Below are 21844 nucleotides of genomic sequence, written 5' to 3'. Positions count from 1 at the left end.
TATCGGTTTTTCGTACACGCTCCGCTGAGTAGTGCTCAAGCGCTTGATGTTTGGTGCCCTGCTTTTTCGCAATTGGTAATGATGAGAACCTTAAGGATATCAGAGAAAAAGGCATGCACGGTCAGTGCAGCTATGGCATCAGCGCGGGCACCAGATCAGTAGCGCCCGCACGAGGCTATGTGGGTAGGCTATTGCTCTATACGCATCGATACGAAACCGATACCCAGCATTCGATCATCCGAACCACCCATAATTTTCCGGGGTGAGGTTGGAGCGTGCGGGATGAAAGTAATTCGATTAGTGCTTGAGCCCTGGAGATCGACCTCCACCCGCACCTCTGAGGTATCGCCCGTCAGCTGGGCTGTGTATTCCCTATCGGCTACCCGAATGCGAGTAGGGTGCTGAGCGTTAGATGCGAATGCACGAGCCTTTAATATCAAGGTAAATTTCTGCGGTAAGGGTTCAGTGAAGTCGAGGGTAACTTCCGGTTTGACTGACCACCTGCCCCAAGATTCCAGGGGCCATACGCCTTTCACGTTGGCGATAAACTCTGGCCATCCTTCTCTGGTGAAGTCAATGCCGTTCTCCAGGGTGGAAGGGTAGCGAATGCCGTTGTGATCGACGTAGTATCCCGACAGCTTCATGATCTGAGCTGGGCTGAGGTGTTCCAGTGGCCGATGCTGGCTACCGGTGACCCTGAAGAAAACTTGGTCGCCACTGCTGCTGACTAACTGTGGGGTGCTTTGAAGAAGCTCGGTCAACTCACTGATCAAGGCATCACCGTTGTCGGCATAGCCTCGGCGATCAATATAGATTCCGTCAAAGCCAAGTTGGCGAATCACACTCAGTTGCTTGCTCGTTGACTCTTTGGCCAAGGCACGATAGAACGCGTCACCATCCCGTCCCTTCATCCCGCCGAAGCTCCAGTGCAGCCCCTTGGAGTGGATAACGCCGGCCATAGATTGGTAGCTCATCATCCGATTCATGGGCGGCTCTTCTGGGAAGCCGAAGTACGGTAACTGATACACGGCAGCCCCAGGAGGCAACTCGCTTTCGATCGATTGAACGAAGTGCTTGTCGTTTTCGAACTCAGCTTTACGCTGCACATAGCAGCTTTTGCAAGCAGGAACGGTCTGGTCGAGCAGGCCAAACAACAGCGCTACTGCGGCAATGGCTGCAGCGTATCGGGCGAGGCGCGGAGCCTTTTCTTTTAGCAGTATTTGCAATGCTATAAAAGTGAACAATACAGTGCTGAAGGCAATGAAAACACTGATCCTGTTCCAGCCCCTGATGGACGGGGAGACGATCCAAGCAAAGACTGTACCTAGCCCGCCTATGGTGCCGAACATGAAAAGTACAAAGGTAATTGCAGCAACAAGGCGTAGGCGTTCATCATCGGCAGCGCCCGATGGCTTGAACAGCAGGAAGAAGAATACCAGCACTAGCCCTCCCGCGCCGATCATGCCGAGTGTCGCCGTGGCATTTTCATTGATCAGTGGAGAGCTGTTGTTATAAACCTGCGTCAGGTTGGCCAACGCTGACGACCTGTGATCCAGTCTTGGCAGCATCAGCTGCATTAACTTGAAACCGAGGTGTTCTGACTGGCCTGGCGAGCGTTGTGCCGCTTCTTCATTCGCGCCATTCGTGTAGGTGTTTATCACATTTGGAGCGACATTGAGGGCAACGCCTGCGCCGATAGCGCAACTCAACAGGATAGATTTTTTCAGGCCTTGGAGGTGTTTTGAGTTCACCCAGCTCAAAAGGCCAGCCAAGGCAATGACAATGACGCCGAATACCGCGTAATAAACACCAAATGAGGCAAGTATGAATAATCCCAGTGTTGCTGGGACTGCTTTGGTAATACGGGCTGGCAGGCTACCGATCTGGGGGGGCTGGCCGGCCCGGTAAACGCTGAGTGCTAAGTAGAAAAATACAGGTACTACAAAGTACCATGTATAAAAAAGATGTTGGTATATTAAGCGAAGGAAGTGAAAAGGCGTGAAGCTATAGAGTAAGGCCACGGCCATTGAGAAACTGCGGTTCAATCCGAATGCACGGCTTGTAATATAACTAGCGACGAAGCACGTCGGAAACCCGAGCAGGTAGTACAGGTTGAGCCCACCGACCCACCCCCCGGTCAAGCCCGAAAGTAGCTTGATGACAAGGTGGTTGCCAGCATCGGCACCGGGATAGTCGAGAAAGTTGGAGCCGAAGGGATAGCCGCTTCTGGCGTTGTTGAATATCCAGCCTTCATCGACCCGATTGGCCATCCAGGCGTGAAAAATCGAGTCGCCATTATAACCGAATGGCACTGACAGGTCTGGAATGAACCCTGCTGGCGCTCCAGAGGTTATCAAACTGGCAAGAAAGAAAGACGCAATTGCACCGATAAGTATCAAGCGCCAGTCTTCATTGACAATGCTTCGCCACCCAAGTTGGGTCGATGTAGGCAGGCTGCCTGCTCTGGCATGAAGATTAGGTGAGTTCAAAGTGCATTGTCCCTAGGGTTCAGTCAAAATTCACGCGTTCAGCTTCAACCACAAGCGGCATATTACGCATCTGCGTATGCACCGACCCCAGATACTCCCCCAGCATCCCCAGGAACAGGATCTGCACCGAGCTGAAGAAGAACAGCGAGATCAACAAAGGCGCGATCCCCATCGAGAACGAATTCCAGAACACCAGCTTGGCCAGCAGGAAGCCGAAAGCCGCCAGCAGGCTGAGGCCGGCAAGCAGTGCACCGCCCATTACCATCAGGCGCAGTGGCACCTTGGAGTGGTTGGTGATGCCCAGCATCGCGATGTCGTACAGGGTGTAGAAGTTGTTCTTGGTGATCCCGCGCTGGCGTCGTGGCTGCTTGAACGGCACGGTGGCGATCGGGAAGCCGATTTCGCACAGCAGGCCGCGGAAGTACGGGTAGGGGTCGTCGATCTTCTTCAGGATATCCAGCACGGCGCGGTCAAACAGGCCGGCACCGGTGGCGTTCTGGACCAGCGGCACTTCCGAGATGCGGGTGACGAAGCGGTAGTAAGTACGGCGTACGAGGAACATCAGGCGTGATTCTTCGCTCTCCGGCTTGACTGCCATGACCGTCTTGAAGCCTTCTTCCCACTTCTTGACGAATTCTTTGATCATCTCTGGCGGGTCTTGCAAGTCGGAGGCGATCAGCACGGCGGCATCGCCATTGGCCTGCAGCAGCGCATGGTAGGGCGAGCGAATGTGGCCGAAGTTGCGCGCGTTGAAGATCAATTTGACCCGCTTGTCTTCCGCCGCCAGGGCGCGAAGTTTCGCGTGGCTGCCATCGGTCGAGCAGTTATCGATGAAAATATGTTCGTAGTCATAATCGAGGCCTGACATCACCTCGACAATGCGCTGGTACAGCTCATCAATGTTGGCTTCTTCGTTGTAGCAGGGTGTCACTATGCTGATAAGCTTACGCATAATTGAAAACGAACCTGTTATTAATGACGAATGAAAGTAGGGCCATTGGCACGATCAAGGCCATGCCAGCCAAATACGGGTCGACGCCAAACAGCTTGAGCGCTGCGATACCTGCCACGTTGGCGCCGTATACCACGCCATAGCCGGCGACGAACCTGAAGATCAACTTGTTGTTCTTCGAGCCGAACACCAGCGCGCCGGTACTTTTGAAATTGAACGCGACGCCCAGTATCGTGGCCAGCAGCAAGGCTGCGCTGTAGTGCAGCCCGAGGTAGAGGAAACCGGCAAAACAGCCGTAGCCGAAGGCGGCATTCAAGACGCCCACCAGCAGGAACCTGAACAGCTTTACCTGCAGAAGCCTACGCAGCAAGGACGGCGATTGATTAATCTCTTGCATTCAACTGCTGCCTGATTTCGCGCAATACACCACTGAGCGAGGAGTCGCCGGGCACGTAACCGAACTGTTGCTCGGCCTTGCGATTATGCGAATAGTAATGGGCTTTGGGGCCGGTGGCATTGACCCGTGCCTGGTCGCCTGCAACGGTGTACTGCAGGCCGAACGTCTTGCCCAGTGCCGCCAGCAGCTCGAATTTGCCAACGGGCGCCAAGGTATAGCAGTCGACCACGTCGTTGCACGGCGGGGCTTGCAGGATCCGATTGATCAATTGCAAGAAATCGGCTGGCGTTAGGTAATCGCGGAGCATGTCATCTGGGGCAACTTCCAACACTGTGCCGGCCCGCAGTGCCCGCAGAATATCGCTGAGGAAGAAGCGCGCCTCCACCGCTTGGCGATGGCTGAAATAACTGAACACCCGGACATCGACGATAGCCGCTGCTGGCAGGGCTCGGTGGCGGCACTCGGCTTGGAATTTGGCCGCGCCATACCAGTCCTGTGGCGTGAGTGCGTTAATGGCGTAAACCGCCTTCGAGGCCTCGGTGATGGGTGTCTCGAAGTTAGTGCCGTAGGCTGCGCCGCTGCTCAAGTAGATGTACTTGCACTGCGGGTGCTGTTGCAGGTAATCCAGGGCAAGATTGTCGTACTGCTCGGTGACGGTGAAGATGTCCTTGCCCATCTGCACCGCACGGGCCGGGTCGCCAACACCGACAAAGTTGATGACCGCATCGAACTGGCGGCTGGCATCGAAGCCAGCATAGTCGAGCACGGCAAATGCCTTGCGCTCGGCAATGGAACGTACTTCGGCATCGATCGCGTGCGGTGCGCGCACGAACAGGGTGCAATCGTAAGTGGTCTGTTCAGCGATGCTGGCTACCAGGTCCTTGGCGATATGGCTGCTCGCCCCCAGAATCGCTAGCCTCATTGTCCCAGGTCCAGCAGGGGCGACTGTTCATCGATCGGGCGGCCGAACTCCAGCCGTGGCCGGCACTCGCGTGCGTCTGGCATCAGCACCTCGATCAGCATCGGCTTGCCGTTGGCGAGGAACTCGGCCACTGCGGTCTTGAACGACGCGAGGTCGACCACGCTCAGCGAGTTGATCCCATAGGCGTCGCCCAGGGCCTTGAACTGCGAGGTGTAGCCGTCCCAGTACGTCGAGGAGTTGCGCCCCTCGAAATACATCTCCTGGAAGCCACGCACCATGCCCAGCGAGTGGTTGTTGAGCACGATTGTGAGGATCGGCAGCTGTTCGCGGGCGATGATGTCCAACTCTTGGATATTGAGCTGGGCGCCACCGTCGCCGGTGATGACGATCACCGGCTTGTCGCCTGCAATGCTGGCGCCGACCGCTGCGGGAATCGCAAAGCCCATGGTACCCAGGCCACCGGAGTGGTGCATGGCCTGGTTTGGCCCCAGGCGCAAGGTGTGCGCGGCCCACATCTGGTTGTTGCCAACGTCTGCCACATAATCCAGGGCGCGGTCGGCGGCCATGTCATTGAGCAGGTTCAGCAGCTCGAAGGGGCTGATACTCCACGATGCGTACTCGTCGACGAACGACTGCTTGAACACCGTGGCAAGACTGGCGCGCCAGGCGGTGGGGGCCGGTTGCAGGGCCGGTGCGTAGGCGAGGAAGTCGGTGAAGACGGCTTCCAGGTCGGCCAGGATCGAATCCTGCCCCTTGACCCGGTTATCCAGCTGACCTTGTTCGAGGTCGAACTGCACGATGTGCGCTTTGGCTGCGAAGGTTTCAGTTTTAGCGCCGGTCTGGCGTACGTCCATGCGGCTGCCGAACACCACCAGCAGGTCGCAGTTCTGCACGGCATGGTTGGCGGCGCGGGTGCCGTAGGCACCGAGCATGCCCAGGTAATGTTCGCTGGCGGTGAGCTTTTCGGCGCCTTTGAGGCTGGCGACATGAGGAATGCCCAGTTTGCCTACCTGGCTTAACCAGCGATTGAAGCTTGGGCAGTTGACCGCGCCGCCACCGATCAGGAACAGCGGTTTTTGCGCCTTGGCCAAGGCTGCCCAAACGTCGCCGTAGGAGGCCGGGGCGGGCGCTGCGGCCTCTGCATCGGCCTTGAGTAATTGGTCCAGCACCGCCTCGTCGATCTCGGCGCGCTGGATGTCCATGGGGATGTCCAGCAGGACAGGCCCCGGACGGCCTTCCCGGGCGATACGGACCGCCTTGAGAAGGCTGGGAATCAGTTCGTCGACATGGGTGACCTGGTGAGCATATTTGGTGATGCTGCGCACCAGGGCCACGCTGTCGAGCTCTTGGAAGCCTTGCTGGCGGATGGGCCGGTCGCCCTTCAGTTCATGCGTGTTGACCTGCCCGGTGAGGAACAGGCACGGATGGCTATCCAGCCAGCAGTCGGCAATGCCCGTGATCAGGTTGGTGGCGCCTGGGCCGCTGGTGCCCAGGGCCACGCCCATGACCTTGTGATGCGTCGCACGTGCGACAGCAGATGCAGCGAAGGCCGCGCCTTGCTCATGGTGCATGGATACCAACTTGGTCTTGCCGAGCAAGTTAATACTGTCCACCAGATGGGCGATCATTCCACCAATGAGCTCAAAACCATAGAGGACATTGTTGTCCGCCAGAACTTTTGCCACTGCATCTGAAGCTTTCATAGTTAGAAACCGATCCCGAAGAATTCTTCCAGTTTTTCGCCGACGAAATCGAAGTGTTCCTGGCCCAGGGAAGGCTGTACGCCCAGCCAGAAGGTCTGGTTCATGGTCCGGTCGGTGTTGGTCAGCTCACCCACGACGCGGTATTCCACATCATGGAAGTACGGCTGGCGGGTCAGGTTGCCGGCGAACAGCAGGCGGGTGCCGATCTTGTGCTGGTCGAGGAACTTCAGCAGGTCGACGCGCTTGACCCCGGCGCTTTCTTTCAGCGTGACCGGGAAGCCGAACCAGGAAGGTTCGCTGTTCGGGGTCGGCTCGGCGATTTCGAGGAAGTCGCTCAGGCTGGACAGGCGCTCTTTGAGCAGCTTGAAGTTGCGCTTGCGGGTTTCGATGAATTCCGCGGCGCGATCAAGCTGGGCCAGGCCGCAGGCGGCTTGCATGTCGGTGATCTTCAGGTTGTAGCCCAGGTGGGCATACACGTACTTGTGATCGTAACCCTGTGGCAGGCTGCCGAACTGCTGGCCGAAACGGTTGCCGCAGGTGTCGTCGCAACCCGGTGCGCAGTAGCAGTCGCGGCCCCAGTCACGGAACGATTCGGCGATCAGCTTGAGCTGGGCATTGTTGGTGAACACCGCGCCGCCTTCACCCATGGTGATGTGGTGCGCAGGGTAGAAACTCAGGGTGGCGATGTCGCCGAAGGTCCCGACAAGCTTGCCGTCAAACTTGGCGCCCAGGGCGTCGCAGCAGTCTTCGACCAGCCACAGGTTGTACTTCTCGCACAGCTCCTTGACCTTGGCCAGGTTGAACGGGTTGCCCAAGGTGTGGGCGAGCATGATGGCCTTGGTTTTCGGTGTGATGGCCGCTTCGATCAGTTCGGGGTCGATGTTGTGGGTGGCCATGTCGACATCGACGAACACCGGAATCGCGCCAAACTGAACGATCGGGTTGACGGTGGTGGGGAAGCCAGCGGCCACGCCGATCACTTCGTCGCCTTTTTTGATTGCACGATCACCGAGCTTCGGCGAGGTCAGGGTGCTGAAGGCAACCAGGTTGGCCGAAGAACCGGAGTTGACGGTGATCAGGTATTTGACACCGATGAACTCGGCCAGCTTCTTTTCGAACTCGGCATTGAAGCGGCCAGTGGTCAGCCAGCCGTCCAGCGAGGCCTCGACCATCAGTTGCAATTCACGGGCGCCGATCACCTTGCCCGAAGGAGGGATGACGGATTCGCCCCCAACAAAAGGTTTGGCAGCCAGGGCTGTCTGGGCATAGCGCTCGACGAGCTGGCTGATTTCCTGACGGATCATATCGGGGGTCATAGTAGTTCCTGCTCAAGCTAATAATTGGTTAGGCGCCAGTGGCCATGGCTGCCATGTAGCTATTGATTTCTTCCACGCACCGCTCGTGCATGTCGTCGCCCTGCAACCAGGCACGATGCCAGTGCACGATGCGGGTCAACGTGGTTTCCAGGCTCCAGGTCGGCTCCCATTTCAGGTGAGCGCGAGCCTTGGATATATCCAGTTTCAGATAACGTGCTTCATGCGGCTGTGGGTCGTTGTCGAGCTGCCAGCTGGCGCCGTCCCCCCACGCCTGCACCATGTGATCGAGGATCCATTCGACAGGGCGTGCGTCTTCGTCGCGCGGCCCGAAATTCCAGCCTTGCGCGACGGCGTGGCCATGCTCCCACAGGTGCTGGGCCAGGACAAGGTAACCGCTGAGCGGCTCGAGCACGTGCTGCCAAGGGCGCGTGGCCTTGGGGTTACGCACCACCACGGGCTTGCTTTGTTCAACGGCGCGAAGGATATCCGGGATCAGCCGGTCATCTGCCCAGTCGCCGCCGCCGATCACGTTGCCCGCGCGCGCTGAAGCCAGCGCCACGGCGTGCTCGCCGTGGAAGAATGAGTTGCGGTAGGCGCTGGTGATCAGCTCGACGCAGCCCTTGCTGTTGCTGTAGGGGTCGTGGCCGCCCATGGGTTCGTTTTCACGATAGCCCCATTCCCATTCCTGGTTCTCGTAGCACTTGTCGGTGGTGACGTTGACGATGGCGCGAAGGCTCGGGCACTTGCGCGCAGCCTCCAGCACATGAATCGTGCCCATCACGTTGGTGGCATAGGTTTCCACCGGTTCGCGATAGGAAAGGCGCACCAGCGGCTGCGCGGCCATGTGGATGAGAATGTCCGGGTCGAACGCCGTCATGCTTTCGGTGATGGCCTGCAGGTCTCGAATATCGCCGATCTGCGATGCCGCCATACCACGCTCGACCTGTGCCTGTTCAAACAGCGACGGCGTGGTGGGCGGTGCCAGGGCGAAACCCTTGACCTGTGCGCCCATACCCTGCAGCCACAGGGCCAGCCAGCTGCCCTTGAAACCGGTGTGGCCGGTGAGGAAGACCTTCTTGCCAGCCCAGAAGGCGGCCGAGACGCAAGCTTTCATATCGTTGTTATTCCCAGGATTTCCATGGCGCGGTGCCATTCTGCCACAGCTTCTCGAGCAGATTTTTATCGTGCAGGGTATCCATCGGCTGCCAGAAGCCGGCGTGCTCGAACGCCATCAACTGGCCGGCTTCTGCCAGCCCCATCAGAGGCTCCTGTTCCCAGACCGTGCTGTCGTCGGTGAGGTGTTCGAGCACCTGGGGGGAAAGCACGAAGAAGCCGCCATTGATCATGGCACCGTCGCCCTTCGGCTTTTCCTTGAAGTTGAGGACTTTGCCTTCGCTGATGTCCAGTGCCCCAAAGCGCCCTGGCGGGAAGGTTGCAGTCAGCGTCGCGGCCTTGCCGTGGCGCTTGTGGAAAGCGATGGTGGCACCGATGTCCATGTCGCCTACGCCGTCGCCGTAGGTGAAGCAGAAGGCTTCTTCGTCTCGCACATAGTCGGCGACGCGGCGCAGGCGGCCACCGGTCATCGAAGTTTCGCCGGTGTCGACCAAGGTGACGTTCCAGTCTTCTGCACGCTTGTCGTGAACTTTCATGCTGTTGTCACGCATGTTGAAAGTTACGTCCGAGGTGTGCAGGAAGTAGTTGGCGAAGTACTCCTTGATCATGTAGCCCTTGTAGCCACAGCAGATGATGAAGTCATTGATGCCATGGGCGGAATACATCTTCATGATGTGCCACAGAATCGGTTTGCCACCGATCTCGACCATTGGCTTTGGACGAGTACCGGTCTCTTCGCTCAAGCGCGTCCCAAGCCCGCCTGCCAAAATGACTGCTTTCATGACTGCTCCTTGTTAGTTTGAGCTTACAAATGCATCTGAGTAAAAGTGTTTGACAGGCAACCCGGCGGCCGTCAGGGCATCGCGGGCAGAATGAATCATGTCTTCCGAACCGCAGGCATAGACAACAGCGTCTGCAAGGTCGATGCCGTCTTCGAGCAGTGCCTTTTGTACGTAGCCGGTGCGCCCGGCCCATTGATCGCTAGCCCGTGACAATACCGGAATGAATTCGGCGTTCAAGCCTTCGAGCTGTGGGGCCCAGTAGATGTCACCGGGAATGCGCCCGCCCCAATAGATGTAGATCTTCTTGCCGGCGGCCAGCTCGGGGTTGCCCAGCAACTGCTCAAGCATCGCCTTGACCGGCGCGATGCCGGTGCCGGTGGCAAGGAATACCAGGGTGCTGGCGTCTTTGTCGCGCAGGCAGAAGGTGCCCAGTGGGCCCTCGAGGCGTAGCAGGTCGTTGTGCTTGGCGCTGCCGAACCAGTATTGCGACATCAGGCCTTGCTCGACTTCGCGGATCTGCAGCTCCAGCTTGCCGTCGGCGCGCTGGGCGTTGGCAATGGAGTAGCTGCGGCGCAGGCCGCCTTCGCCGATCACGTCCAGGTACTGGCCCGGCAGGTAGGTGAGTTTGCCGGTGGGCGGTACCCGCAGCACCACCTCGACTACGTTGTCCGCCAACCGGGTAAGGCTGTCGATGCGGCAGGGCACGGTCTTGACCACAATGTCGCCGAGTGCGCCGAGGTCTTCGGCATCGATTTCTACCTCGGTTGTGGCATGGCGGCAGCAGGTGAGGATCATCCCGGCAGCCTGTTCTTCGAGGGTCAGCGAAGTTTCTTCTTTGAACGCTTCGGTGTCACCGCAAAGTACCATGGTCTTGCAAACACCACAGCGGCCGGTGCGGCAGCTGTATTCCAGGGTAATGCCCGCAGCCTTGGCACTGTCGAGCAATGAGGTGCCGGACTCGGAACTGAATGTCTTCCCGTTTTGGAGTTTTACTGAAGCCATGAAGATTACCGAATTGGAAAATACCGTTGGTTACATAAGTTGCTGTATGAGGTTCTGGTAGGAACCCCAGTGCCACGCTCAAGTAGCTCCGGGCCACGGAGTCTACCACCGAGCCTGCAAGTTCAGCGGCGAAGTCGCCGGGCGGCGGAAATTTGAGGATTTTACTGACGGCGAGTGGTCGAGTGCTGCCAGCTTTGTAGGTGATGTTTTCTCGAGTACAAAGGGCGCAATGCGGGCAGGTTGGACATGAGACCGCGCAATTGGGGTCGGGGAATATGGCTGGGCCGATCGAGGCGCGGGAGCGTGGGCAGGCCCGGGAAATCCTTTCGTCATGCTCAAACACCTATCCATGCTGGGTTTGAAAAGGGGGAGGTTAAGTTGATACCTCCAGAGGGGGCGCCATGATAGCCGAGGTGCGGAGGATGCACATCCTTTGTTGCTGGGTGACTGGCGACACGCATGCAGTGACGGGCGCTCGCGGTCCGCAGCAAGAAGCGTTTGTGCCCGGATCTACGTGCTGCGAGCAACGGCATTGCTGATTGCGGCGTCGTTTATAGGTAAGGAGTTGCGCAGGGTTTGCCACCCAGTGTAATGATGTGCATCCTCCATGGGCTACAGCCTGCACGTATTGGCATGTGCCGCAGCTTTTTCTGAGTCGAGTACACCGAACAACGGATGTATACTCCGCCCTCGAACCCTCACGCGCGTGGCCAGGAATTGCCCGCGCCAGGCCTTCTATCTACCCATGCCCGCACGGCACTATCGGAGTTGGTTAAGTCGCATGAAAGCAATCGTCACTGGGATCACAGGTCAAGACGGCGCCTACCTGGCGGAACTGCTGCTGGAGAAGGGCTACACCGTGTACGGCACCTACCGTCGTACCAGCTCGGTTAACTTCTGGCGCATCGAGGAACTGGGGATCCACACCAACCCCAACCTGCACCTGGTCGAATACGATCTCACCGACCTGTCCGCCAGCATCCGCCTGCTGCAAACCACCGAAGCCACCGAGGTCTACAACCTCGCTGCGCAAAGCTTCGTGGGTGTGTCGTTCGAACAGCCGCTGACCACCGCCGAAATCACTGGCCTGGGCGCGGTGAACCTGCTCGAAGCCATTCGTATCGTCAACCCGAAGGTGCGCTTCTACCAGGCGTCCACCTCGGAAATGTTCGGTAAGGTCCAGGAAATTCCGCAGGTCGAAACCACCCCGTTCTACCCGCGCAGCCCTTACGGCGTCGCCAAGCTGTACGCTCACTGGATGACCATCAACTACCGCGAGTCGTACAACATCTTTGCCACCAGCGGTATCCTGTTCAACCACGAGTCGCCGCTGCGCGGCCGTGAGTTCGTGACCCGCAAGATCACCGACTCGGTGGCCAAGATCAAACTCGGCCTGCTCGACAAGCTCGAACTGGGCAACCTCGACGCCAAGCGCGACTGGGGCTTCGCCAAGGAGTACGTCGAGGGCATGTGGCGCATGCTGCAAGCTGACGTGCCGGACACCTTCGTACTGGCTACCAACCGTACCGAAACCGTGCGTGACTTCGTTTCCATGGCCTTCAAGGCTGCGGGCATCGAAATCAATTGGAGCGGCAAGGACGAGGCAGAGCAGGGCACCTGCGCCGCCAGCGGCAAGGTACTGGTCGTCATCAACCCGAAATTCTACCGCCCGGCCGAAGTGGAGCTGCTGATCGGCAACCCGGCCAAGGCCAAGGAAGTGCTGGGTTGGGAGCCAAAAACCAGCCTGGAAGAGCTGTGCCGCATGATGGTCGAAGCCGACCTGCGTCGTAACGAAAAAGGGTTCTCGTTCTGATGCAAATGGCCAGTAAACGCGCGCTTATCACAGGGATTCAGGGGTTCACCGGCCGCTACATGGCGGACGAGTTGCGAGCCAATGGCTATGAAGTGGTCGGCACGGGCAGCCAAGCGCTGGATGCCCCAGGCTACTACCAGGTCGACCTTACGGATGGCCCGGGCTTGCGCGCAGTGCTGGCCGAAGTGCAGCCGGATGTTGTCGTGCATCTGGCTGCCATTGCGTTTGTCGGGCACGGTGCAGCCGATGCGTTTTACCAGGTCAACCTGGTGGGCACACGCAACCTGCTCGACGCCATCGCAGCCTGCGGCAAGGCACCGGATTGTGTGCTGATCGCCAGCAGTGCCAATGTGTATGGCAATGTTTCCGAAGGGATGCTGGACGAGCAGACGTTGCCTGCGCCGGCCAATGATTACGCGGTCAGCAAGCTGGCCATGGAATACATGGCGCGGCTGTGGTCCGATCGCCTGCCGATCGTCATCACGCGCCCCTTCAACTACACCGGTGTTGGGCAGGCAGAAAACTTCCTGCTGCCCAAGATCGTCTCGCATTTCCGTCGCAAGGCCGACACCATCGAGCTCGGCAATCTCGACGTGTGGCGCGACTTCAGCGATGTGCGTGCAGTGGTCCAGGCCTACCGCGGCCTGATCGAAGCCCGCCCGCTGGGGCAGACGGTCAACGTCAGCTCGGGGCAAACCCATTCGCTGCGCGAAGTCATTGCCAAGTGTTCGGCCATTACCGGCCATGAGATCGAGGTGCAGGTCAACCCGGCATTCGTCCGCGCCAACGAGGTGAAAACCCTGTGTGGTGACAACGCCAGGCTGCGTGCACTGGTACCCGGCTGGCAAACCCCGTCGCTGGACGACACCCTGGGTTGGATGCTTGCGGGTAAATGAAGCTAATTCTCTCTGTCGAGCCGGTCCGCTTTCCGCTGACCGGCATAGGGCGCTATACCTACGAACTGGCTTCGAGGCTGCAGCGCAGTAGCGAGATTACCGACCTTCGGCTGTTCGCGGGGCGGCGCTTCCTGCCGGGCTTGCCCAAGCCTTCCGATCAGTCCGATGCGGTGCATGGCTTCAAGCGTGTGGTGCAGAAGAACGCCCTGGCCGTCGAGGCCTACCGGCGGCTCATGCCCTACCTGCGCAAACGCGCGCTAAAAGGGTACGGGGAATACCTTTACCACAGCCCGAACTACTACCTGCCACCGTTCGCCGGCCGCAGCGTGGCGACGTTCCATGACTTGTCGCCATTCACCTGGTCACACTGCCATGCGCCGCAGATCGCGCGTTTCCTGCAAAAAGAGCTGAAGCTCACCCTGGAACGGGCCGACGCGTTGATCACCGACTCGCATTACACCCGCCAGGAGCTGGCCGATTACTTCGCCTGGCCCATCGAGCGCATTCATGCGGTGCCACTGGCCAGCTCGCCGGAGTTCTACCCGCGCAGCCCCGAGATGCTGCGTGAAACCCTCGCGCGTCATGGCCTGCAGCCGGGTGGTTACAGCCTGTTCGTGGGCACCATCGAGCCGCGCAAGAATATTGAAACCCTGTTGGACGCCTACGGCAGGTTGCCGCTTGCGCTGCGCCAACGCTGGCCGTTGATCCTCACCGGCTACCACGGCTGGCGCAGTGAGGCGATCCACGCACGCATTGCCCAGGCGCAACAGCAAGGTTGGGCGCGTTACCTGGGGTTCGCTGCCAGCGAAGACCTGCCGTTGCTGTATGCCGGCGCACGCCTGTTCGCATTCCCGTCGCATTACGAAGGGTTTGGCTTGCCGGTGCTGGAGGCAATGAGCTCCGGGGTGCCTGTGGTGTGCTCCAACAGTTCGTCGTTACCAGAAGTTGCGGGCAACGCAGCCTTGATGTGTGCGCCCGATGACGTCGAAGGCCTGAGTGGGTTATTGCAGCGTGGTCTGGAAGATGAGCCCTGGCGTAGGGCTGCGGTGGGGCGGGGACTAGAGCATGCTGCGGGCTTTTCCTGGGAGCGCTGTGCGCAGGCGACCGTCGAGGTGTATCACAAGGTCAGTGAGGGGCGATGATCAAGGTTCTGCATTTTTTCAAGACGTATTACCCCGATTCCATGGGCGGCATCGAGCAGGTCATCTTCCAGATCGCTGAAGGCGGTCGCGCGCAGGGCATCGACTCACAGGTGCTCTCCCTCAGCCCTCAGGGTGCGGCGCGCGACATCCAGGTAGCCCACCACCTGGCGCATCGCTCCAGGTTGGACCTGCATGTCGCCTCGACCGGTTTCTCACTGTCGGCGTTCAAGGATTTTGCCGAGCTGGCCAGCCAGGCCGACATCGTGCACTACCACTACCCTTGGCCTTACATGGACCTGGTGCATTTCGCCACGCGCTTGAAAAAACCGACGGTGGTGAGTTACCACTCGGATATCGTCAAGCAGAAGTGGTTGCTCAAGCTGTACCAGCCGCTGATGAACCGCTTCTTTTCCAGTGTCGACCGGATCGTCGCGTCTTCACCCAATTACGCCGCAAGCAGCCAGGCACTGACGCGTTTCAAGGATAAGGTCAGTGTCATTCCTTACGGCCTTGACCGCGCCACCTACCCCCCTTCCAGTGCAGAAAAACTGGCCTACTGGCGAGCACGCGTGGGTGAACGTTTCTTCTTGTTCGTCGGCGCGCTGCGTTACTACAAGGGGCTGGACTACCTGCTGCAGGCGGCGCGTATCAACGGGCTGCCCGTTGTCATCGTGGGTGGCGGCTTCCTTGAAGCGTCACTCAAGCAGCAAGCTGCCGATTTGGGCCTGGCCAATGTGCACTTCCTCGGTGGCTTGCCCGACGAGGACAAGGCAGCGCTACTGGAGCTGTGCTACGGCTTTGTTTTCCCATCGCACCTGCGTTCCGAGTCGTTCGGCATTTCGTTACTGGAAGCCGCCATGTACGGCAAACCGCTGATCGCCTGCGAAATGGGCTCGGGCACCACCTTCATCAACATTGCCGATAAAACTGGCCTGGTGGTACCGCCGCGTGACGCAGCGGCCTTGGCGCAGGCGATGCAGCGGCTCTGGGATGACCCGGTCATGGCGCAGGCCATGGGGGGGCAAGCGATGCAACGTTACGAAGATGTATTTACCGCGTCAGCAATGGCCGGTGCCTATGCCGACCTTTACCGTGGCCTGCTTAAAGGTTGAGTAACCTTGGCAGGGGTGCGTGTGCAGCTTGTGAGTCATTTTCCATGGATAGAGATAGACCAACCGTTCTAGTCACCGGTGCCAGCGGCTTCGTCGGCAGTGCCCTGTGCCGCACGTTGGGGGCCCAGGGGGGCGGTAACGTCAGGGCGGCCTTGCGCGAAGCCGGTGCACGGCTCCCCGCCGGCGTGCAACTCGCGTTCGGCTGCGAGCTGGCTGCATCCACTGACTGGGCCGCGGCCTTGAGGGATGTACAGGTGGTGGTGCATGCTGCCGCGCGCGTTCATGTGATGAAGGAGACCGCCGCCGACAGCCTGGCCGAATTCAGGCGGGTGAACGTCGAGGGGACACTCAGCCTGGCTCGGCAAGCTGCGGCTGCCGGTGTGAGGCGCTTCATCTTCATCAGCTCGATCAAGGTCAACGGTGAGGCCAGCCACCCAGGCCGGCCGTTGAATGCCGATGACTTACCTGCACCACAGGACGCTTACGGGGTTTCCAAGTACGAGGCTGAGCAGGCATTGCACCAGTTGGCCGCAGATACAGGCATGGAGCTGGTGGTCATTCGTCCCGTGCTGGTGTACGGGCCTGGGGTGAAAGCCAACTTCCTCAGCATGATGCGCTGGGTGCAACGCGGTGTGCCGCTGCCCTTTGCGGCGGTGGACAATCGCCGCAGCCTGGTATTCCTGGACAACCTGGTCGACCTGGTCGTTACATGCATCGATCATCCTCAGGCTGCTAATCAGACCTTCGTGGCGAGTGATGGCGAAGACGTTTCGCTAAACCAGTTACTGTGTGCCCTTGGCCGTGCACTGGATCGCCCTGCGCGACTGTTGGCGGTTCCGCCGGGCCTGTTGCTGTTTGCCGCTCGCTTGGCTGGCAGGCGCGACCTTGCCGAGCGCCTGCTGGGTTCACTGCAGGTGGATATCTTCAAGAATCAACGCGTGCTGGGCTGGCGCCCGCCGCATACGTTGCAACAAGGACTCGATGTGACCGCTCGCTCTTTTCTGGAAAACCGTCGCCCATGATCTGGTTGATACTGGCCGCCGGTCTGGCCTCTCTATTAATGACGGCAGCCCTGCGGCGTTATGCGCTGTCGCGCAGCCTGCTGGATATCCCCAATGCCCGCAGCTCGCATACAGAGCCCACCCCGCGTGGTGGCGGGCTGGCCTTTGTGGTTGCGTTTTTGCTCGCCCTAAGTGCGCTGGGCTGGGCTGGGCAAGTGGCGCCGGGGCTGCTGATCGGGTTGCTGGGGGCTGGCGGGTTGGTGGCGGTGGTTGGCTTCATGGACGACCATGGGCACATCGCGGCGCGCTGGCGCTTGTTGGGGCACTTCGCCGCGGCAGCCTGGGGGCTCTACTGGCTCGGCGGGGTTCCGCCGCTTGCGGTGTTCGGGGTCCGGCTTGAACTGCAATGGCTGTGGGTGGCTTTTGGGGCGTTGTACCTGGTATGGCTGCTCAACCTCTACAATTTCATGGACGGCATTGACGGGATCGCCAGTATCGAGGCTGTCTGTGTCTGCCTGGGGGGTTGCGTACTGTATTGGATGACAGGCAACCTGCAGGCCATCTGCCTGCCTTTGCTGCTGGCCGTGACGGTTGCCGGCTTCCTGTTCTGGAATTTCCCACCCGCACGCATCTTCATGGGTGATGCCGGCAGCGGTTTTCTAGGTATCGTGCTGGGGTTGCTGTCTCTGCAGGCGGCCTGGATAAACCCGCTATTCTTCTGGGGGTGGTTAATACTTTTGGGCGTATTCGTGGTCGATGCCACATTCACCCTCGGCCGGCGATTGCTGCGGGGCGAGCGTGTCTATGAGGCACATCGAAGCCATGCCTATCAGTATGCGTCGCGTTACCACGCCAGTCATCGCCCGGTCAGCATGGCCGTGGCGGTCATCAACCTGTGCTGGTTGCTGCCGGTGGCAGTGGCAGTGGTAATGTACGACCTCGAGGGTGCTGTTGGAACCTTGGTGGCCTACGTGCCTCTTACGTTGCTGGCGATCAAATACCAGGCGGGTAAACGGGAAGACAATGATCGAGTGTGCTGATTCCCGTATTGCGCGGCCATGTGTGGGTTCACGGGTTTGAGGAGAGCCGGATGAGCGACGAAAATAAAGACCGGATCCGCCAGTACCTGGTGAACCTTTCCAGGCGTGAGAAGCGCCTGATCCAGGTGTGTACCGATGTGCTGTTGATCTGGTTTGCCCTGTGGTTGTCCTTCATCGTGCGCTTGGGCATCGAGGAGATGTACAACCCGGTTCTCGAGCACGCCTGGCTATTTGTAGCAGCACCGATCGTGGCCATTCCACTGTTCATTCGTTTCGGCATGTACAGGGCCGTGATGCGCTACTTCGGTAACGATGCACTGGTTACCATCATCAAGGCCGTCACGCTGTCGTCGCTTATTCTCGCCGTCGTAGTGTTCTGGTACAGCAACCATCAGGTCGTCGTCCCGCGCTCGATCATCTTCAACTACTGGTGGCTGAGCCTGGTCATCATCGGTGGGCTGCGCCTGATCATGCGCCAGTTCTTCCTGGGGGACTGGTTTTCAGGCACCCATCAAATACCGTTCGCGCACCGCGATGACGGGCTGATCAAGGTCGCCATCTACGGCGCGGGCACGGCGGGTAACCAGCTGCTGGCAGCCTTGCGCATGGGCCGGGTCATGCGCCCAGTGGCTTTCATCGACGACGATGGCGATCTTGCCAGCCGAGTCATTTCAGGGTTGCAGGTGTACAAGCCCAAGCACCTGCAACAATTGATCAAGGAAACCGGCGCCCAGGAGATCCTCCTGGCGCTGCCGTCCGCCTCGCGCGCCCGCCGCAAGGAGATCCTCGCGTTCCTCGAGCCCTATCCGTTACACGTGCGCAGTGTGCCGGCGTTCTCCGACCTGGCCAGTGGTCGGGTCAAGGTCGATGATATCCAGGACGTCGACATCGCCGACTTGCTTGGCCGCGATCCGGTGCCGGCGCAGGACGAGCTGCTCGAGCGATGCATCAAGAAGCAGGCTGTGTTGGTGACCGGTGCGGGCGGTTCGATCGGTTCCGAGCTGTGTCGGCAGATCATCGGCCTGGGGCCCAGGACGCTCTTGTTGTTCGACCACAGCGAGTTCAACCTTTACAGCATCCTGACCGAGCTGGAGCAGCGCATTGCCCGCGAGTCTCTGTCGGTGCGCCTGTTGCCGATACTGGGTTCGGTGCGCAACCAGCAGCATCTGGCGGATGTCATGAGCACCTGGAATGTCGACACGGTCTACCATGCTGCCGCCTACAAGCATGTGCCCATGGTCGAGCACAACATGGCTGAAGGTGTGCTCAACAACGTTTTCGGCACGCTGTGCACGGCGCAGGCGGCGCTGCAGTCCGGCGTGGCCAATTTCGTGCTGATCTCCACCGACAAGGCCGTGCGGCCGACCAATGTCATGGGCGGCACCAAGCGGCTTTCAGAGCTGGTCCTGCAGGCGCTGAGCCGTGAGCCGGCGCCGGTGATGTATGGCGACAGCAGCAAGGTTTCGCGGGTGAACAAGACCCGCTTCACCATGGTGCGCTTCGGCAACGTGCTGGGGTCGTCCGGATCGGTGATCCCGCTGTTCCATCAGCAAATCAAGGCCGGTGGCCCGCTGACGGTGACCCACCCGAAGATCACCCGCTACTTCATGACCATTCCGGAGGCGGCCCAACTGGTTGTGCAGGCCGGTGCCATGGGGCAGGGCGGTGATGTGTTCGTGCTGGACATGGGCGAGCCGGTGAGGATTGTCGAGCTGGCGGAAAAAATGATTCACCTCTCCGGGTTGAGCGTGCGAAGCCCCAGCAATCCCTATGGCGATATCGCCATCGAGTTCAGTGGCCTGCGGCCGGGTGAAAAGCTTTATGAGGAACTGCTGATTGGCGACGATGTGTCACCTACCGCACACCCGATGATCATGGCCGCCAACGAGGATTACCTGGCCTGGGACGTGTTGAGGGAGCGCTTGGGCGTTTTGCTCAAGGCCGTAGCGGAAGACGACTTTACCCGTATTCGCTTGATACTGCGGGAGCTGGTGAGCGGTTATTCGCCCGAGGGCGAAATTGTCGACTGGGTCTACCAACAGCGGCGTCGAGACCTCTGACATACCTCATCCTGCATGACAGTGGTCTACTCTACAGGGCAACTTCCATGAACCCGCGAATTGCAGCGACGGCCGTTGCCGCTTTTTGCCAGAATTGAAGACCTCTCCTGTGGCCATACTGGTAACCGGCGGCGCCGGGTTCATCGGCGCCAACTTCGTGCTGGACTGGGTTGCCCAGTCTGACGAGCACGTGATAAATCTCGACAAGCTCACTTACGCTGGCAATCTGCAGACCCTGGCCGGCCTGGAGGGCAATGCCCGGCACATCTTCGTGAAGGGTGACATTAACGATGCGCAGCTGCTCGAGCGCCTGTTCAACGAGCACAAGCCACGTGCGGTGATCAACTTTGCTGCTGAGTCCCATGTCGATCGCTCGATCCATGGCCCTGAGGATTTCGTCCAGACCAACATCGTCGGTACCTTCCGCCTGTTGGAGGCCGTGCGGCGTTTCTGGAATGCACTCCCGCAGCCAGAACGTGAACACTTTCGCCTGCTGCACGTGTCAACGGATGAGGTGTACGGCTCGCTGGATGCCGATGCCCCCGCGTTTACCGAGCGCCACCCTTACGCACCCAATAGCCCTTATTCGGCCAGTAAGGCCGCAAGCGACCACCTTGTTCGGTCCTACCACCACACCTACGGTTTGCCGGTATTGACCACTAACTGTTCGAACAACTACGGCCCTTACCATTTTCCCGAAAAGCTCATTCCGCTGATGATTGTCAACGCGCTGGCTGGCAAGCCGTTGCCGGTGTATGGCGATGGCCAGCAGATACGCGACTGGCTTTATGTCAAGGACCACTGCAGTGCCATCCGCCGTGTACTAGAGGCAGGCCAGCCAGGCGAGGTCTACAACGTTGGCGGCTGGAATGAAAAGGCGAACCTTGAGATTGTCGAGCGCGTCTGTGGGCTGCTTGACGAGCTGCAGCCCCGTGCTGATGGGCTTTCATACCGTGAGCAAATCAGTTTTGTCAGCGATCGCCCCGGGCATGACCGCCGCTACGCCATCGACGCGCGCAAGCTTGAGCGGGAGTTGGGCTGGACGCCGGCAGAAACCTTCGAGACAGGGATTCGCAAGACGGTTCAGTGGTATCTCGATAACCGGCAGTGGGTGCAGGATGCGCAGTCTGGCAGTTACCGGGACTGGGTCTCGAAGCACTACGGTCAAAGCCAGTGACGCCACTCCAGCGGGGTGGCACGACACGTAGGGGTAATCATGACGATACAACGTAGGGGCATCATACTCGCAGGTGGCTCAGGCACACGTCTGCACCCAGCAACCCTGTCGATATCCAAGCAGTTGCTGCCGGTATACGACAAGCCGATGATTTACTACCCACTGACCACCCTGATGTTGGCGGGCATTCGCGACATCCTGGTGATTTCGACGCCGCAGGACACGCCGCGGTTTCAGCATCTGCTGGGCGATGGCCACCAATGGGGGTTGAATATCCAGTATGCGGTGCAGGCTTCACCTGATGGTTTGGCCCAGGCCTTCGTGATTGGCGAAGACTTCATTGCTGGTGGCCACTCGGCACTGGTGTTGGGCGACAACATTTTCTATGGGCATGATTTCCATGTCATTTTGGCCAGTGCCATGGCCCGCGATGAAGGCGCCAGTGTGTTTGCCTACCACGTCCAGGACCCGGAACGTTATGGCGTGGTTGCATTCGATGATGCCGGCAAGGCGGTAAGCCTTGAAGAGAAACCTCGGCAACCGCCTTCCAGCTACGCGGTGACGGGTCTGTATTTCTACGACAATGACGTGGTGGACATCGCCAAGCAACTGCAACCTTCCGCGCGCGGCGAATACGAAATAACCGATGTCAATATCGCTTATCTGCAGCGGGGCAAGCTTTCTGTCGAGATCATGGGGCGGGGTTACGCCTGGCTCGACACGGGGACGCATGACTCGTTGCTAGAGGCCAGCCAGTACATCGCTACTATCGAGCGACGCCAAGGGTTGAAGGTAGCTTGCCCCGAAGAGCTGGCCTACCGCATGAAGTGGATCACTGCAGAGCAGTTGCAGAAGCTGGCGACGCCGCTGGCGAAGAATGGCTATGGGCAATATCTGCTGAGGCTTTTGGAAAGCAACATCTACTGA

18 protein-coding genes are annotated in these 21844 nt (G+C 59.3%); 9 read left to right on the top strand and 9 right to left on the bottom strand.

What is annotated here, in order from left to right; translation table 11 throughout:
• Positions 1-188 precede the first annotated feature (188 nt).
• From ACIPIJ_RS24280 to ACIPIJ_RS24240, 9 genes are read right to left on the bottom strand one after another with little or no spacing between them, the layout of a single operon-like run.
• Positions 189-2489 (bottom strand): DUF7024 domain-containing protein, encoded by a 2301-nt coding sequence (locus ACIPIJ_RS24280; RefSeq protein WP_401081553.1) that lies wholly within the window; start codon positions 2487-2489, stop codon positions 189-191.
• A gap of 19 nt (positions 2490-2508) precedes the next feature.
• Positions 2509-3441, bottom strand: coding sequence for a glycosyltransferase family 2 protein (locus ACIPIJ_RS24275; RefSeq protein ID WP_401081550.1), 933 nt, complete (start codon positions 3439-3441; stop codon positions 2509-2511).
• Positions 3434-3838 carry a GtrA family protein gene (locus tag ACIPIJ_RS24270; protein ID WP_401081547.1) on the bottom strand — a complete coding sequence of 135 codons (405 nt, stop codon included), beginning with the start codon at positions 3836-3838 and terminating at the stop codon, positions 3434-3436. Before ACIPIJ_RS24270 ends, ACIPIJ_RS24275 begins: the two co-directional genes overlap by 8 nt.
• The gene (locus ACIPIJ_RS24265) at positions 3825-4760 is read right to left on the bottom strand and encodes an NAD-dependent epimerase/dehydratase family protein (RefSeq protein WP_401081545.1); all 936 of its coding nucleotides are present in this window, start codon (positions 4758-4760) and stop codon (positions 3825-3827) included. The genes ACIPIJ_RS24270 and ACIPIJ_RS24265 overlap by 14 nt, the downstream gene beginning before the upstream one ends.
• Positions 4757-6463: a thiamine pyrophosphate-binding protein gene (locus tag ACIPIJ_RS24260; protein ID WP_401081542.1), complete on the bottom strand. Its 1707-nt coding sequence runs from the start codon at positions 6461-6463 to the stop codon at positions 4757-4759. Before ACIPIJ_RS24260 ends, ACIPIJ_RS24265 begins: the two co-directional genes overlap by 4 nt.
• Positions 6464-6465: 2 nt before the next feature.
• Positions 6466-7779 (bottom strand): lipopolysaccharide biosynthesis protein RfbH, encoded by a 1314-nt coding sequence (gene rfbH, locus ACIPIJ_RS24255; RefSeq protein ID WP_401081540.1) that lies wholly within the window; start codon positions 7777-7779, stop codon positions 6466-6468.
• A 28-nt stretch (positions 7780-7807) separates the two neighbouring features.
• Entirely contained in the window at positions 7808-8893 is a 1086-nt protein-coding gene (gene rfbG / locus ACIPIJ_RS24250; protein WP_401081537.1) for a CDP-glucose 4,6-dehydratase, read from the bottom strand.
• Between the two features lie 7 nt (positions 8894-8900).
• The gene (gene rfbF, locus ACIPIJ_RS24245) at positions 8901-9674 is read right to left on the bottom strand and encodes a glucose-1-phosphate cytidylyltransferase (RefSeq protein WP_401081534.1); all 774 of its coding nucleotides are present in this window, start codon (positions 9672-9674) and stop codon (positions 8901-8903) included.
• Positions 9675-9686: 12 nt separating this feature from the next.
• Entirely contained in the window at positions 9687-10676 is a 990-nt protein-coding gene (locus ACIPIJ_RS24240) for an FAD-binding oxidoreductase (protein ID WP_401081531.1), read from the bottom strand.
• Positions 10677-11457: 781 nt separating this feature from the next.
• On the opposite strand from ACIPIJ_RS24240, the gene gmd reads away from it, so the two are divergent.
• The 9 genes from gmd to rfbA all read left to right on the top strand — a co-directional run bounded on the left by gmd (position 11458) and on the right by rfbA (position 21844).
• Positions 11458-12489 (top strand): GDP-mannose 4,6-dehydratase, encoded by a 1032-nt coding sequence (gene gmd, locus ACIPIJ_RS24235; protein ID WP_401081528.1) that lies wholly within the window; start codon positions 11458-11460, stop codon positions 12487-12489.
• The gene (locus ACIPIJ_RS24230; RefSeq protein WP_401081525.1) at positions 12489-13385 is read left to right on the top strand and encodes a GDP-mannose 4,6-dehydratase; all 897 of its coding nucleotides are present in this window, start codon (positions 12489-12491) and stop codon (positions 13383-13385) included. Before gmd ends, ACIPIJ_RS24230 begins: the two co-directional genes overlap by 1 nt.
• On the top strand, positions 13382-14527 hold the full coding sequence (locus tag ACIPIJ_RS24225; protein WP_401081522.1) for a glycosyltransferase family 4 protein: 1146 nt from the start codon (positions 13382-13384) through the stop codon (positions 14525-14527). The genes ACIPIJ_RS24230 and ACIPIJ_RS24225 overlap by 4 nt, the downstream gene beginning before the upstream one ends.
• Positions 14524-15639 carry a glycosyltransferase family 4 protein gene (locus tag ACIPIJ_RS24220; RefSeq protein WP_401081520.1) on the top strand — a complete coding sequence of 372 codons (1116 nt, stop codon included), beginning with the start codon at positions 14524-14526 and terminating at the stop codon, positions 15637-15639. Before ACIPIJ_RS24225 ends, ACIPIJ_RS24220 begins: the two co-directional genes overlap by 4 nt.
• A 44-nt stretch (positions 15640-15683) precedes the next feature.
• The gene (locus tag ACIPIJ_RS24215) at positions 15684-16661 is read left to right on the top strand and encodes a UDP-glucose 4-epimerase family protein (RefSeq protein WP_401081517.1); all 978 of its coding nucleotides are present in this window, start codon (positions 15684-15686) and stop codon (positions 16659-16661) included.
• Positions 16658-17680 (top strand): glycosyltransferase family 4 protein, encoded by a 1023-nt coding sequence (locus ACIPIJ_RS24210; protein ID WP_401081514.1) that lies wholly within the window; start codon positions 16658-16660, stop codon positions 17678-17680. The genes ACIPIJ_RS24215 and ACIPIJ_RS24210 overlap by 4 nt, the downstream gene beginning before the upstream one ends.
• Positions 17681-17730: 50 nt before the next feature.
• Complete coding sequence (locus ACIPIJ_RS24205; protein ID WP_401081511.1) at positions 17731-19740, top strand: polysaccharide biosynthesis protein; 2010 nt, start codon at positions 17731-17733, stop codon at positions 19738-19740.
• 109 nt (positions 19741-19849) lie between these two features.
• Positions 19850-20917, top strand: a complete 1068-nt coding sequence (rfbB, locus tag ACIPIJ_RS24200; protein WP_401081509.1) for a dTDP-glucose 4,6-dehydratase — start codon at positions 19850-19852, stop codon at positions 20915-20917.
• A 45-nt stretch (positions 20918-20962) separates the two neighbouring features.
• Positions 20963-21844, top strand: coding sequence for a glucose-1-phosphate thymidylyltransferase RfbA (gene rfbA / locus ACIPIJ_RS24195; RefSeq protein WP_401082011.1), 882 nt, complete (start codon positions 20963-20965; stop codon positions 21842-21844).

It is taken from the genome of Pseudomonas sp. NPDC087185 (genome assembly GCF_044744955.1).
GTDB lineage: Bacteria > Pseudomonadota > Gammaproteobacteria > Pseudomonadales > Pseudomonadaceae > Aquipseudomonas.
The sequence above is the reverse complement of the archived record's forward strand: the minus strand, read 5'-3'. Positions and strand labels throughout refer to the sequence as shown.

Coding starts and splice junctions, on each gene's coding strand:
- ACIPIJ_RS24275 (WP_401081550.1), bottom strand. CDS start 3,441: ATGCGTAAGCTTATCAGCATAGTGACACCCTGCTACAACGAAGAAGCC.
- ACIPIJ_RS24270 (WP_401081547.1), bottom strand. CDS start 3,838: ATGCAAGAGATTAATCAATCGCCGTCCTTGCTGCGTAGGCTTCTGCAG.
- ACIPIJ_RS24265 (WP_401081545.1), bottom strand. CDS start 4,760: ATGAGGCTAGCGATTCTGGGGGCGAGCAGCCATATCGCCAAGGACCTG.
- ACIPIJ_RS24260 (WP_401081542.1), bottom strand. CDS start 6,463: ATGAAAGCTTCAGATGCAGTGGCAAAAGTTCTGGCGGACAACAATGTC.
- rfbH (WP_401081540.1), bottom strand. CDS start 7,779: ATGACCCCCGATATGATCCGTCAGGAAATCAGCCAGCTCGTCGAGCGC.
- rfbG (WP_401081537.1), bottom strand. CDS start 8,893: ATGAAAGCTTGCGTCTCGGCCGCCTTCTGGGCTGGCAAGAAGGTCTTC.
- rfbF (WP_401081534.1), bottom strand. CDS start 9,674: ATGAAAGCAGTCATTTTGGCAGGCGGGCTTGGGACGCGCTTGAGCGAA.
- ACIPIJ_RS24240 (WP_401081531.1), bottom strand. CDS start 10,676: ATGGCTTCAGTAAAACTCCAAAACGGGAAGACATTCAGTTCCGAGTCC.
- gmd (WP_401081528.1), top strand. CDS start 11,458: ATGAAAGCAATCGTCACTGGGATCACAGGTCAAGACGGCGCCTACCTG.
- ACIPIJ_RS24230 (WP_401081525.1), top strand. CDS start 12,489: ATGCAAATGGCCAGTAAACGCGCGCTTATCACAGGGATTCAGGGGTTC.
- ACIPIJ_RS24225 (WP_401081522.1), top strand. CDS start 13,382: ATGAAGCTAATTCTCTCTGTCGAGCCGGTCCGCTTTCCGCTGACCGGC.
- ACIPIJ_RS24220 (WP_401081520.1), top strand. CDS start 14,524: ATGATCAAGGTTCTGCATTTTTTCAAGACGTATTACCCCGATTCCATG.
- ACIPIJ_RS24215 (WP_401081517.1), top strand. CDS start 15,684: ATGGATAGAGATAGACCAACCGTTCTAGTCACCGGTGCCAGCGGCTTC.
- ACIPIJ_RS24210 (WP_401081514.1), top strand. CDS start 16,658: ATGATCTGGTTGATACTGGCCGCCGGTCTGGCCTCTCTATTAATGACG.
- ACIPIJ_RS24205 (WP_401081511.1), top strand. CDS start 17,731: ATGAGCGACGAAAATAAAGACCGGATCCGCCAGTACCTGGTGAACCTT.